Source organism: Nocardia crassostreae, assembly GCF_001613405.1.
Taxonomy (GTDB): Bacteria; Actinomycetota; Actinomycetes; order Mycobacteriales; family Mycobacteriaceae; genus Nocardia; species Nocardia crassostreae.
Map to the genome: position 1 here is coordinate 1 of NZ_BDCH01000018.1, position 13,033 is coordinate 13,033.

The 13,033-nt window shown below is 67.9% G+C and carries 10 protein-coding genes; 4 read left to right on the forward strand and 6 right to left on the reverse strand.

All coding sequences use genetic code 11. From position 1 onward, the window contains the following. Window positions 1-3 precede the first annotated feature (3 nt). The gene (locus NC4_RS18740; RefSeq protein WP_084529371.1) at window positions 4-2,577 is read right to left on the reverse strand and encodes an ATP-dependent Clp protease ATP-binding subunit; all 2,574 of its coding nucleotides are present in this window, start codon (window positions 2,575-2,577) and stop codon (window positions 4-6) included. A gap of 199 nt (window positions 2,578-2,776) precedes the next feature. Between NC4_RS18740 and NC4_RS18745 the strand changes: the two genes are divergently transcribed. Next, entirely contained in the window at window positions 2,777-4,081 is a 1,305-nt protein-coding gene (locus tag NC4_RS18745; protein ID WP_067539987.1) for a M20 metallopeptidase family protein, read from the forward strand. Here the strand turns inward: NC4_RS18745 and NC4_RS18750 are convergent. Beyond that, entirely contained in the window at window positions 4,057-4,266 is a 210-nt protein-coding gene (locus NC4_RS18750; protein ID WP_157554874.1) for a hypothetical protein, read from the reverse strand. The two genes, NC4_RS18745 and NC4_RS18750, sit on opposite strands and share 25 nt — an antisense overlap. Before the next feature lie 261 nt (window positions 4,267-4,527). Between NC4_RS18750 and NC4_RS18755 the strand changes: the two genes are divergently transcribed. Next, the gene (locus NC4_RS18755; RefSeq protein WP_169814828.1) at window positions 4,528-8,043 is read left to right on the forward strand and encodes an ATP-binding protein; all 3,516 of its coding nucleotides are present in this window, start codon (window positions 4,528-4,530) and stop codon (window positions 8,041-8,043) included. A 205-nt stretch (window positions 8,044-8,248) separates the two neighbouring features. Here the strand turns inward: NC4_RS18755 and NC4_RS18760 are convergent, their stop codons facing one another. The 4 genes from NC4_RS18760 to NC4_RS18775 form a co-directional block, all read right to left on the reverse strand. Next, window positions 8,249-8,587, reverse strand: a complete 339-nt coding sequence (locus NC4_RS18760) for a histone-like nucleoid-structuring protein Lsr2 (RefSeq protein ID WP_067539995.1) — start codon at window positions 8,585-8,587, stop codon at window positions 8,249-8,251. A 133-nt stretch (window positions 8,588-8,720) separates the two neighbouring features. Further along, window positions 8,721-9,326 carry an Rv3235 family protein gene (locus tag NC4_RS44710; RefSeq protein WP_369690769.1) on the reverse strand — a complete coding sequence of 202 codons (606 nt, stop codon included), beginning with the start codon at window positions 9,324-9,326 and terminating at the stop codon, window positions 8,721-8,723. 182 nt (window positions 9,327-9,508) lie between these two features. Next, entirely contained in the window at window positions 9,509-10,153 is a 645-nt protein-coding gene (locus NC4_RS18770; protein WP_067539999.1) for a hypothetical protein, read from the reverse strand. A gap of 25 nt (window positions 10,154-10,178) precedes the next feature. After that, window positions 10,179-11,675, reverse strand: a complete 1,497-nt coding sequence (locus NC4_RS18775) for a flavin-containing monooxygenase (protein WP_067540002.1) — start codon at window positions 11,673-11,675, stop codon at window positions 10,179-10,181. On the opposite strand from NC4_RS18775, the gene NC4_RS18780 reads away from it, so the two are divergent. Both NC4_RS18780 and NC4_RS44005 read left to right on the forward strand, forming a co-directional pair. Further along, entirely contained in the window at window positions 11,650-12,750 is a 1,101-nt protein-coding gene (locus NC4_RS18780) for an AraC family transcriptional regulator (RefSeq protein WP_245721783.1), read from the forward strand. The two genes, NC4_RS18775 and NC4_RS18780, sit on opposite strands and share 26 nt — an antisense overlap. Window positions 12,751-12,901: 151 nt before the next feature. Further along, window positions 12,902-13,030 (forward strand): hypothetical protein, encoded by a 129-nt coding sequence (locus tag NC4_RS44005; RefSeq protein WP_281186319.1) that lies wholly within the window; start codon window positions 12,902-12,904, stop codon window positions 13,028-13,030. Window positions 13,031-13,033 lie beyond the last annotated feature (3 nt).

Below are 13,033 nucleotides of genomic sequence, written 5' to 3' on the forward strand. Positions count from 1 at the left end.
ACGCTAGCTCTTTCCGGCGGCCTTGCTCTTGGCCTTCCCACCGGCGCTCTTGCCGTCGCCGTTCTTGGCGTGACCGTTCTTGGCATGGCCATTGCTCTTCGTGGTCATGATCGAACCCTCGCTGGTCTTGTCCCGATCGCGATGGACCGCCTCGACGAGCAGGCCACTGTCATCGGCGTCGATGCGGACCGTGTCACCGGGGGCGAGCGCACCGTCGAGAATCTTCTTGGACAGGTTGTTGTCCAGCTGCTTCTGCACGGTGCGGCGCAAGGGCCGCGCGCCGAATTCGGGCTGATACCCGTTGTCCGCCAGCCAATCCATGGCCTTGTCCGACACATCCAGTTCGATGTCCTGGGCCCGCAGCCGTCGCCGCGTACCGTCCAGCACCAGATCGACGATGGTGCGCAGCTGCGTTTTGTCGAGGCGGTGGAAGATGATCTGCTCGTCCAGCCGGTTGAGGAACTCCGGCCGGAAGTGCTGCCGCAGCCGCTCCTCCAGCTGTGGCGTAATCGAGTCCAGGTCACCGTCTTTCGCCGACAGGATGAGATCCGAGCCGATATTGCTGGTGAGAATGACAATGGTGTTCTTGAAATCCACGGTGCGGCCCTTGGAGTCGGTGACCCGGCCGTCGTCGAGCAGTTGCAGCAGCACATTGAACACATCCGGATGCGCCTTCTCGACCTCGTCGAACAGGATCACCGAATACGGTTGCCGCCGCACCTTGTCGGTGAGCTGCGCGGCATCGTCGTAGCCGACGTATCCGGGCGGCGCGCCGACCAGCCTGGAAATCGTGTGCTTCTCCTGGAATTCGCTCATATCGAAGCGAATGAGCCGGTCCTCGTCCCCGAATACCGCCTGCGCCAGAGCCTTCGCCAGCTCGGTCTTGCCGACACCGGTCGGCCCCAGGAACAGGAACGAACCGATCGGCCGATCGGGATCCTTCAGCCCGGCGCGGGCGCGGCGCACCGCCTCGGCGACCGCGACAATGGCCTCGTCCTGCCCGATCACCCGCTTGTGCAGCACCTCTTCGAGCTTCAGCAGTTTCTGCCTCTCCTCCACGGTGAGATCCGCGACGGGGATGCCGGTCTGCCGCGACACCACCTCGGCGATATCGGTGACCGTCACCTCCTGCACCTCCGCCGGAGCGCCTTCCTCCGCCGACTTCTTCTCCGCCTTGGCGATATCGGCCTTGAGCTTGTTGGCCTTCTCGTAGTCCTCGGAGGCGACGGCGGCATCCTTCTCCCGTCGCAGGCGCGCCAGCCGCTCCTCCTGCTCGCGCTCCTTCGGATCCGGTGTGCGAGTACGCAAGCGCACGCGCGCACCGACCTGGTCCACCAGATCGATGGCCTTGTCCGGCATGAACCGGTCGGTGAGATAGCGGTCGGACAGTTCGGCCGCCGCGATCAGCGCCTCGTCGTCGTAGCGCACCTGGTGGTGTTCCTCGTACACATCGACCAGCCCGCGCAGGATCTCGATGGTGTCGGCGACCGATGGCTCGGACACCATGACCGGCTGGAAGCGCCGCTCGAGCGCCGCGTCCTTCTCGATGTACTTGCGGTACTCGTCGATGGTGGTGGCGCCGATGGCGTGCAGTTCACCGCGCGCCAGTGCGGGTTTGAGCATATTGCCCGCGTCCATGGACCCCTCACCACCGCCGCCCGCGCCCACAATGGTGTGCAGCTCGTCGATGAACACCACGAGCTCGTCGGAATGCGCGCGCACCTCGTCGAGCACCTTGGTCAGCCGCTCCTCGAACTCGCCGCGGTATTTGCTGCCCGCCACCATGGAGCTCACGTCCAGCGCGATGACCCGGCGGTCGGCCAGCGTCGCGGGCACATCGCCATTGACGATGCGCTGCGCCAGACCCTCCACAATGGCCGTCTTGCCGACGCCCGGATCGCCGATGAGCACCGGATTGTTCTTGCGCCGCCGCGACAGGATCTCGACGGTCTGCTCGATCTCCTGCGCCCGCCCCACCACGGGATCGACCTTGCCCGCCCGCGCCTCCGCGGTGAGATCGCGGCCGTACTCGTCGAGCGTGGACGTATCGCTGGGCTCCTTGTGCCCGGGGGCCGCGGGCAGTTTCGCCCCGGACAGCGCCTGCGCGGCCGCGGTATCGGGATTGGCGGCAATGCCGAGCAGAATGTGCTCGGGCCCGATATAGCTGCTGCCCGCCTCGGCGGCGCTGCGCTGCGCATTGCGCAAGGCGACCTTGGCCGCGGGACTCAGGGCCAGCGCGTGCCCCGCCCCGTGCGCGCCGACCCCGCTGCCCGCGGCGGCGCGCATCTGCTCGCGCAGCTCCTCGGGATCCCTGCCGATTTCGGCAATGATGCTCGCCGCCGGTTCGATCTCCGCGGCCGCGTAGAGCAGGTGCTCGGGGGTGATCTCCGCACTCCCCCAGTCGTGGGCGGCCTGCCGGGCGCTGTCGACGATCTGCTTCGCGCTCTCACTCAGCAAACGACCCAGATCAATGCGCTGCACCGGCGGCTGTGCACCCATACCGGATCCGAAGAATCGTTGAAAGATGTCGTCGAAGGAGTCGAACGAACCTCTGGAACTGGGCCAACCCTGAGTCATAGTCACCTCGCGGCGTCGGGCGGCGCGCCGATTCCCAGTCGTGATCAATAAGGCATCGACACGACAGCAAACGGATGGCGAACTCGCTACCCACAGTAGTAGCCTCGGCCACGGCGGCAACCCGCCGTAATGAGTTCGTTTCGACTCTCCGACCTCTCCGACCTCTCCGGCCGAGCCGGGCAGTGACAGGAGCAAGCCGATGACCACGATCTACGACGACCTCGACGCACACGCCAAGGCGGTGGCCGATCAGGTCGTGCAATGGCGGCACCATCTGCACCAGCATCCGGAACTGTCCAATCGCGAGGTGAACACCGCGGCGCTCATCGCGGATCATCTGCGCTCCCTGAAACCCGACGAGGTGCGCACCGGCATTGCCGGGCACGGCGTGGTCGGGGTGCTGCGCGGCGGGCGGCCCGGCGACCGGGTGATCGCCCTGCGCGCCGATATCGACGCACTGCCCGTCCCGGATATGTGCGGCGTCGACTTCACCTCGCACGTGATCGATCAGGACTATCCCGGCGGCCCGTTCCCCGTCTCGCACGCCTGCGGCCACGACTGCCACACCGCCATGCTGATGGGCGCGGCCACCGTGCTCGCCGAAGTGCGTGAACAGCTTTCCGGCACCGTGGTTTTCGTCTTCCAGCCCGCCGAGGAGGGCCCGCCGGTCGACGAGAAGGGCGGGGCCGCGGAGATGCTCGCCGAGGGCGCGCTCGACGATCCGGCGCCGACCATGGTGTTCGGCTTCCATGTCGTCCCACTTCCCAAGGGCTGGATCGGATATCGCGCCGGGGTGCAGTTCAGCGCCTCCTGCCTGGTGAAGATCACCATTACCGGCCAGCAGGTGCACGGCTCCACCCCGTGGATGGGCATCGATCCCATGCCCGCGGCGGGCGCGGTGCTCACCGGCATCGGCCAGCTCTACCGCCAGGTGTCGGCCTACGACCCGGTGACGGTGACCATCGGCCATGTCGAGGATGTGGGCCGGTTCAATATCATCGGCCAGACCGTGACCCTGTGGGGCACCATCCGATCCGCGGTCGAGGCAGATATGCCCGAGGTGCAGAAGCGCCTGGAAACCCTGGCCGCGCACACCGCACAGGCCTACAACTGTTCCGCCACGGTGGAATTCATGCAGGATGTGCCCGCGGTGCACAATCAACCGGCCTGGATCGAGGCCGGACTGCCGACCTTCCGCCGGGTGGCGGGGGCCGACAAGGTGATTCCGGCCCCGCCCACGCTCGGCTATGACGACATCTCGGAGATGGTCAACAAGTACGGCGGGCTCTACGTCATGCTCGGCGTGCAGGATATGCGGATCGACGCGAGCGGAACGCCCTCACCGGTGCCCGGTGGCCGCGGTATCGCCATGAACCACAACCCGCACTTCTACGCCGACGACGACACCCTCGTCACCGGGGTGCGGCTGCATGCGCAGGTGGCCTACGACTATCTCGGCGGGGTTTTGAACCCGAGCCCTCAGAACGCGCCGACGGGCGCGTAGTCGCGGACGTGGCCCTCGGTCCAATCCCAGAGCGACATGGGGTCGACCGCCACGCCGCGCTGCAGCACCAGACGCCATCCGTCCTGCTGCTTCTCCCAGATGTCGCCGTCCCGATCGACGTAGAACCCGGCGTCCTCCGGCTCGGTTCCCGTCTCGCTGAATCCAGCGGGAAATTGGTGCATCACGCCACCACCCTTCCTGAGGTTGCTTCCATCCGAAAGTATCCGCCGCCGCTCTTCCGGCTCACTTCCGATCGGGTTGTGCTGTGGCGTAACACTGTTAGCATTGCGAACTTATTCACGTATCATAAGAAAAAACTAAGTCCCCACCTCGGGCGTAACTATTCCACAACTCTTTAGCAACCTTTTGGCATCTCGGAGTTAATGCGGGATAGTGCTCTTCTTGCGGCGAACGTCCAGTTTGCTTTTGGTTCGAGGAGGGCGGCTATGGGAGCACCTGAGGTTCGGGTACTCGGCCCCGTGTACATGTCGCTGGACGGCCGCGAAATTCCCCTCGGGACTCCCATGCAGCGCGCCGTGCTCGGCCGCCTCATCGTCGCCCACGGCCAGGTCGTCAGCACCGAACGCCTGGTCGACGACCTGTGGTCCGGTCAGCCCCCGGCCAAGGCCGCCTCGGTCCTGCAGGTGCACATCCACAATCTGCGCCGCTTGTTCGAACCGGATCGGGCGCGGCGCGCGCCCTCGCGATTCATAGTGTCCGAATCGTCCGGATACGCGCTGAAGATACCCGAGCGGTGCATCGATGCCTGGCATTTCGAAGAGCAGTTGCGAAACTATCGGGAACTGATCAGCAAATCCGAGATCCGGCCGGAGCCCGCGGTCCGGCACACCATGCTGGCGGCCGTGCTCGCGCACTGGCACGGGCCCGCGCTGGAAGCCTTCGCGGATGCCGAATGGGCGGTGGCCGAAGCGGATCGGCTCACCGATCTGTATCTGACCGCCATGGAACTCGATGCGCAGGCCGAACTCGAATCGGGCCGCGCCGGGGAGGTCGTCATCGCCCTGCGCGGGCTCTGCGACGAACATCCCGGCCGCGAGGAATTGGTGCGGCTGCTCGCGGTGGCGCAATACCAGCTCGGCCAGCAATTGGAGGCGCTCAATACGATTCGGCGCTCCCGCGAATATCTGGGCGCGCAATTCGGGATCGATCCCGCGCCCGCACTGCGGCATCTGGAGACCGCGATACTCACCCACTCCACGGATCTGACGCCACCGGGCGGACTGCCCCCGTTGCCGATGGAGTCCCCGTTGATGACGCGGGAGCGCCCGGCGCCGACATGGTCGCTGCGCGCACTGCTGCCCGATGTCGTCGCCGAGCGGGCCGACGGCTTCGACCCGGCCATCGAATCACCCTGCGCCACCGGCTATACCGGCGAGCTGTCGGAGCTGCTCACGATTGCCGAGGCGGCGCGCGGCGGGCGATTGCGATTGGCGTGGGTGTCCGGTGAGGCCGGGATCGGCAAGACCACGCTCAGCGAAACGGCGCTGTCCGCCCTGGCGGCCACCGGCTGGACCGTGGCGCGCGGGGACTGCCCGGAGATCGACGGTGCGCCGACGGCCTGGGCATGGTCGGAGATACTGGCCGATCTCGACGCGATCACCTCCGCCGCCGACGCGCTCGGCGCCGACGACGCGTTCACCATCTCCCGGACCCTCGCCCAGCGATGTCGGCGCGCGGCCGCCTCCGAACCCGTCGCGCTGCTGCTCGAGGATGTGCATCGCGCGGACAACGCCACGCTGCAGGTGCTGCGCCAGCTCATCACCTGGCTGCGCGACGAACCCGTGCTCATCCTGATGACGTTGCGGCGCTCCGCGGCCGGGCCCGAGGTGCACTCCAGCGCCGCCGCCCTGGCCCAGCACACCGCCGCCTGGCTGGAGCTCGACGGCCTGGATCCGGCCGGGACCCGAGCCACCGCCAGGTCCGCCGGATTGCGGGCGCTCGGCGACGATCTCCTCACCCGGCTGCACGAACGCACCGGCGGCAATCCGCTTTTCGTCCGGGAGCTCGCGAAACTGATTGCCGCCCAGGGCAAATCCGGCGAGTCGGCGCCGCTGGACCAGGTTCCCGAGTCCATTCGCGAGGTCATCGACGACCGCATCGCCCGGCTCCCCGCGGGGGTGGCCGAAGTCCTGCGACATATCTCGATCTGGGGCGAGGCCGCCGATCTCGGCATACTGGGCCTCGCCACCGCGACCCCGGAGGACACGCTCATCGACTTGATCGCCGCGGCCGAGGCCGCCGGGCTGGTCGACACCGGCCGCACCGGGCGCATCGCCTTCACCCACTCCCTCATCCGCGATACCGTGCACCTCGGCATCCCCGCCCTGCGCCGCGGCCGAATGCACTGGGCCGCCTTGGAACTGCTGGAATCACAGGCCGACGCCCACCCGGCCGTGGCCCGCGATCCGAACATCCTCGCCCACCACGCCCTCCTCGGCGCCGGGGTCGACACCGCCGAGCACGCCATCACCTACGTGCGCGCGGCCGCGGAGCTGCGCGCCAACCGCCGGATGCGCACCGAAACCGTGCGCCTCCGCCGCGCCGTTGTCGACCTCCACGTGCTGGCGGGCCATGCCCTCGACCACGCCGACCGCCACCACGAGGCCCGAACCGAACGCGCCGAAACCCTAGCCCTCGCCACCCGCCTCGACTCCCCCGCCTTGATGGACCGCGCCCTCACCTGCTGGCGCGCCCCCGTCATCTTCGCCATCCGAGAGTGGTCCGCCCCCGACCACCGACTACGCCAAGCCCTCTCCCGCGCCCTCGCTCGCCACCGCATCGCCGACGCCGCCTTCCTCGATCACAGCGGACCGCCGGGCAGCGCCGCCGCCACGACGAGGGCGGAGCCGAATGCCATTGTCACGATGGGCGAGCTCGTGGGCGCCGCTGCCGATACCGAGCCGGGGGCGGGTGGGCTGGTGAGCCCGGACGCCGGGAACGGCGGCGACGTGGGCGCGATTGCGGCACGGTCGGGGGAGATGGTGGTGCGGTTGCTGGTCGCGGCGACGTTCGAGGCGGGGTGGGAGGAGTATGCGGAGGGGCAGGTGTTGGCGCGGCGGGCGTTGGAGGTGGCGCGCGAGGGCGGGGAGCCGGAGTTGGTGTGTGCGGCCATCAATGTGCTGACGTATCTGGAATTCGATTACGGGGTGGGGTTTCTGGAGGTCGCGGCGGAATTGGAGCGGGCGGCGGGGGCGGGTGGGCTGGCCGAGTATCAGGGGCTGGCGCACTATCTGAGATATCGGGCGGCGGTGGCGCATGCGGATCTGCGGGAGGCCGGGCGGCGGGCGGCGCGGGCGGTGGAGTGCGCCGACGAGGGGCAATTGCAGCCGCTGCTGGATCTGGTGAGCTGTTTCGCCGCGACGATGGAGTTGCTGCGGGGGGACATCGATTTGGCGGAGCAGTTGTACGCGCAGTTCGGGGCGCGCATCACTCGGTCGGGAACGGCCAACCAGGAAGAGGCGAAGTTGTTCTGCGCGCTCGCCATCGGATGGGCTCGGGGCGATTTGTCCGGACTCGTAGGGCGATTGGCCGAATCCTACGTGGCGCTGCCGGGGGCGATGGGGCCCGCCTATGCGCTCGCGCTATTGCAGGCGGGCGACATCGAGCAGGCGCGGGCGGTATTCGAGGGGGCGGATGCGGTGGCGAATTGCCTGTATCCGGTGTGGATGTCGGCCATGCTGGCGCGGGTGGCCGTGGCATTCGAGGCGGATCCGACGATTCGGGAACTCTATGAATACCTTTCACCGCATACCGGCACGCTCATCGGCATCGAGACCGGGATGGCCGCATTCGGTCCGATGGACACCGTATTGGCCGAACTGGCGGCGGCGCTGGGTGACGATGCCGCGGCGGACGCGCATCGCGATCGCGCCCAGCGGCTGATTGATCGCATTCGGAAGGAACTCCCCGATACCGGAAAGTCACTGCTGAGCGCCGCCTAATGGGCACGGCCGACGCAGTCGCCATCAGCCCGCGCATGGCCGGAGCGAATGCGGAGGTACCGCCTAGGTCGGTAACCAGCGAGAATTCCCGGGGCGGGGGTTTCGATCCGGGGGTTTCACTTCGACTTTGCGGTCATATGACAGAAGCCGGTGGCCCGAGGTCACCGGCTTCGGCCGAAATTCATATGCTCCGCGATTCCGCGCGTTATTTCTTCGCCCGCTGGTAGGCGTCGACGATCTCGGCCGGGATGCGGCCGCGCGAGGAAACCTGGTGGCCCTGGACCCGCGCCCATTCCCGGATGGCCGTGCTCTCCTCGCGATCCACCGCCGGACGGGTACGCCCGCCCGCCACCTTGCGCTTGGAGCGACCCACCTTGCGGGCCTTCTCCGCCCACGGCTCGAGAGACTCCCGCAGCTTACCGGCGTTCTTGATCGACAGGTCGATCTCGTAGTCCATCCCGTCGATCGAGAAATAGACGGTCTCGTCGGCCTTCGATTGACCGTCGTAGTCGTCAACCAGAGTTACGGTGACTTTCTTTGCCATGGACTGCCCTTCGACGTAGGTTGCCGCTTTTCGCCGAAATGCTAATGCCGTGTGATGCAGGTTTCAAACCAGGCGCGTTTGGAATTCCACGAGATCAGACAATTCTGCTATTACCGCAGAGACCGAGCGGTCTTCAGCCCACCCGGAATGCGGTCAAGCGCCACCCGGAACGTCCTCGCACAATGTGCGCGGCGAGCGCGAAATGCCGCGCACCCCGGTCGTAACCGGCGCAAACTTCGGCGGCGGCGGGCCCCGACATGATCACATCCACCCTGGTGAGGGCCGCGACCCCCAGATCACGCCCGGGCACCAGCCGCTCGTTCACCACGGTGCGCAACCCCGCCACCACCGTGGATTCCGCGAACGGGCGCAGCTGGACCGCGGAACGGCGGCCGTCGAGCACCTCCAACGCCACCCGCAGCACGGCCGTTTCGAATTGCCTTGCCGCAGCGTCGACTTCGGTGCGAGGTTCGGATTTCGCAGGGTGCGAAGCCCGCATTATCCGTTGCAGACCAATGGTCGCCGGACGCCGTGAAACCGCATTCGGGGTGACGCCATTGCGACATGGCGGCGCGGACGACGGTTCCGGCCGAGGCGGTTCCGGCGGCAGCGGTGGCGACGTCAGTGGTCGCGACGACGATCGTGGCAGCAGCCGCTGTGGCGGCAGCGGCGACCCGCACGGTTGCAGCGGCGGTTCGAATTCCGGTGCGGGCCGCAGAAATCCGCCCTCGAATGCCATCCGAGCTCCCCTCGACGCGACGGTCGGCCCCACGCGCCGGAGTGACCGTTTCTCAGCACTGCGATGGTTCCTCGGGCGCAAGCCTCGCACGCGTTCGCGCACGACAGGGCCCGGCTGCGAACCTCGCGCACCCGGATCCGGTGCGTCGCGGCGCGTCACCGCAGGTCCCGGCGTGGCGGCGATTACTTCAGCAGCGCCAGACGGCCCGCGAAGTCGGTGGGCAGATACAGTGCGGGACTGGTGGTCCAGAGCTGACCGGACTGCGGATCGTACTGATTCGGCATGGCCACTCCCGCCGGTGCGAAGGCGCGGAACCCGCGCGCGGCCGTCGTACGGGTGGCCCGCCACAGATGATCCTGGAAGGCCACGACCGCGACCGCATCCGATGCCACGGCGGGCCCGCGCGATTCGGCCACCGCCGCGGCCACCCCGTCGGTGGACAGGTAGACCAGCGTCCCGTCCGCCTTACGGGTGGGATCGATGCTGATCACATCGGTCATCCCATAGCGCGCCCGCAGCACCTCCGCGATCTCGGTCTGCGCGTAGACGGGCGTACCGAGATCACCGCGCGCGGTCACGACTGCCGCGGCCAGCGCCTCGTTCACCGGTCCGGGCTCGCCGATATCCCGGGCCGGATCCGCGCCCGCCGGAATGCGATTGCCGAAGCTGTACGCCACGATGAGCGTCGCACTGTCCACCGGCGCGGACGGCACTGTCCACAGATCGACCGCCGCCGGTGCGTCCGCGCTGGCGGCGACGGGCTGCCAGAACACCGATCCCAGGGCCGCGGCGGCCGCGGCCACCGCCACCGTGCGCTTGAAGCTCATGGCCCCGATGCTAGCCATGGGTGTTTCAGACCCGTTGCAGCGCCTTGGCGCCGCGCACCGGGCGCAGTGTCTTGCTCAGATTGGTGCGCATGGTGGTGGCCGAGTCCAGCAGGTAGTTCTGCCGCACCTGCCACGGCCGCCGGTCGCCCTGGCGCGGGAAGGCCGCGATCGAGCGCTGGATGTAGCCCGAGGCGAGATCCAGGAGGGGGCGCTCCTCGAGGGCGCGATCGGGCTCCGGGACCACCGCGCTATAGCCATTGCGGTCCATGTGGCCGAGCACCTTGCACACCAGTCGCGAACTCAGATCGGCGCGCAGGGTCCAGGAGGCATTGGTGTAGCCGATGCACACCGCGAAATTGGGCACGCCGGTGATCATGGTGCCCTGCCAGACGAATTCCTGATTCAGGCGCACGGGCGCGCCGTCGACGGTCAGGTCGATACCGCCGAAGGCCAGCAGTTGCAGCCCGGTCGCGGTGATGACGACATCGGCCGCCAGCACCCGGCCGGACTGCAAGCGGATACCCTCCGGCACAAAGGTTTCGATGTGATCGGTGACCACCTCGGCCTTGCCCTTGCGCATGGCCTTGAAGAAGTCCGCGTTCGGCACCGCGCACAGCCGCTGATCCCACGGGTCGTAGTCGGGGGTGAAATGCTCGGCCACCAGCGCCGGATCCTTCAGGATGCGGGTGGTGAGCCCGGTCAGCATCTTGCGCGCGGCCTCCGGGCGACGGCGGCAGTACTGGTAGAAGCCCACATTGAACAGGATGTTCTTGGTGCGGATCACCCGGTGCGCCAGCTGCGGCGGGAGCAGTTCGCGAATCCGGTCGGCGAGCTTGTCGCGGCCGGGAACGGCGGAGATCCAGGTGGGGCTGCGCTGCAGCATGGTCACCAGTTCGGCCTGCTCGGCCATGGCCGGAACCAGGGTCACCGCGGTCGCGCCGCTGCCGATGACCACGACCTTCTTCCCCGCGTAATCCAGGTCCTCCGGCCAGAATTGGGGGTGCACGACGGCGCCGGTGAAGTCCTCGATGCCCGCGAACTCCGGTTCGTGGCCGTGGTCGTAGTTGTAATAGCCCGAGCACGAGTAGAGGAAGCCGCAGGTCAGCGTGCGCTCCTCGACCCCGTCCGGGGTCCGGACGGCGAGCGTCAGCGTCCACCGCGAGGCGGCGCTGTCCCATTCCGCCGCAAGAACTTTGGTCCCGTAGCGAATATGGCGGTCGATGCCGTTCTCGACCGCCGTCTCGGTGATGTAGCGCAGGATCGACGGCCCGTCGGCAATGGATTGGGCATCGCGCCACGGCTTGAACGGATAGCCGAGGGTGAACATGTCCGAATCCGAGCGGATACCGGGATACCGGAACAGGTCCCAGGTGCCGCCGAGCGCATCGCGCGCCTCGAGCACGGTGTAGCTGCGGCCAGGATGTTCGGTGTGGAGGCGGTAGGCCGCGCCGATGCCGGAGAGCCCGGCTCCGACGATCACGACATCGAGGTGTTCGGTGCTGACGGGAGTGACGGAGCTCATGGTCTCCAGTCTCGGCCGGTCATCACCACCGTTCTTGACTCTGCGCGACAAGTATTTGATTCTGGACGACATGTCGGTAATCCGATCCGCGGGCCTGCGCGGATTCCGCGCGACGGTGGCCGAACTGGGAGGCAATGCCGAGGAGTTCGCCACCGCCTGCGGCCTGCCCGTGGCCGCCCTCGACACCGACGATCTGCTCGTCCCGGACCAGGCGGTGGGCGCGGTGCTCGAGCTCGCCGCGCTCCGGCTGGGGTGCCCGGATCTGGGCCTGCGCACCTCCCTGCGCCAGGACCTGGCCATGCTCGGATCGCTGGCGCTCGCCATTCGCAACTCGCCCACCCTCGCGCACGTGCTGGAGTGCACCTCCCGATACCTGTTCGTGCACGCGCGCTCGCTGAGCCTGACCATGGAACCCGATCCCTACGGCGATCGCGGCGTGATCGCGCTGCGGTACGGCGTCACGGCGCCCGGTGAACTGACCCCGGTGCAGGGCACCGATCTCGGACTGGCGTTCGTACACCACACCATTCAGCTGCTGGCCGACCAGCGCTACGGGCTGCGCTCGGTCGAGCTGCCGTACCGGCCCGCCGCGCCGATCCAGGTGTACGAGGAATTCTTCGGCGCCCCAGTGCGAATCGAGCGCTCCGCCGCACTGCTGCGCGTGCCGAGCGCCCTGGCCAATCGACCGCTTTCCGGCGGCGACGAGAACCTGCACCGGCTCGCCATGGCCTTCCTGGCGCAGCAGTCGGGCGGCGCGGCCACCGCGCTCGCGCCCCGGGTGCGGACCACCCTGCAGAAGCTGCTGGGCACCACCGCACCCGAAATCGGCGTCGTCGCACGCCTTCTCACCGTCCACCCGCGCACCCTGCAGCGTCGGCTCGCCGCCGAGGGCACCTCCTTCGCCGCCCTGCTCGACGAGGTGCGCCGCGGCGAGGCGCACCGCTACCTCACCACCACCGATATGCCCATGAGCCAGGTGGCCTCGCTGCTCGGACTCGCGGAACAATCGGTTTTCACTCGCTGCTGCCAGCGCTGGTGGGGCGCAACGCCCTCCGCCGTGCGCAAGGGGGCCTGACTCGATACGGCAATCTCCACAAGGAGTTTGCGGGTTGCCCGCGTGTCGGTCCGGGCATGGATTCGATCATGGGAGCAGGATGGGCGTGGTGATAGCCGAATGCCCCTCCTGCAGTTGGCCCTCCCCCACGGCCGTGTCCTCGCATCGCTCCGTGCAGTACATGCGATGCGTGTGCGGGCAATGGCTGATCACCCTGCACGGCAAGGTCGTCGGCGCGGCCGGGGGCAGTACCTTCAGCGGTACCGATCCCCTGGCGCAGATCGCCGGTGCACGGGACTAGTTC

What these genes read in the sequence shown, in the direction of transcription:
- NC4_RS18740 (WP_084529371.1), bottom strand. Translation starts at nt 2,577, where the DNA reads ATGACTCAGGGTTGGCCCAGTTCCAGAGGTTCGTTCGACTCCTTCGAC.
- NC4_RS18745 (WP_067539987.1), top strand. Translation starts at nt 2,777, where the DNA reads ATGACCACGATCTACGACGACCTCGACGCACACGCCAAGGCGGTGGCC.
- NC4_RS18755 (WP_169814828.1), top strand. Translation starts at nt 4,528, where the DNA reads ATGGGAGCACCTGAGGTTCGGGTACTCGGCCCCGTGTACATGTCGCTG.
- NC4_RS18760 (WP_067539995.1), bottom strand. Translation starts at nt 8,587, where the DNA reads ATGGCAAAGAAAGTCACCGTAACTCTGGTTGACGACTACGACGGTCAA.
- NC4_RS44710 (WP_369690769.1), bottom strand. Translation starts at nt 9,326, where the DNA reads ATGGCATTCGAGGGCGGATTTCTGCGGCCCGCACCGGAATTCGAACCG.
- NC4_RS18770 (WP_067539999.1), bottom strand. Translation starts at nt 10,153, where the DNA reads ATGAGCTTCAAGCGCACGGTGGCGGTGGCCGCGGCCGCCGCGGCCCTG.
- NC4_RS18775 (WP_067540002.1), bottom strand. Translation starts at nt 11,675, where the DNA reads ATGAGCTCCGTCACTCCCGTCAGCACCGAACACCTCGATGTCGTGATC.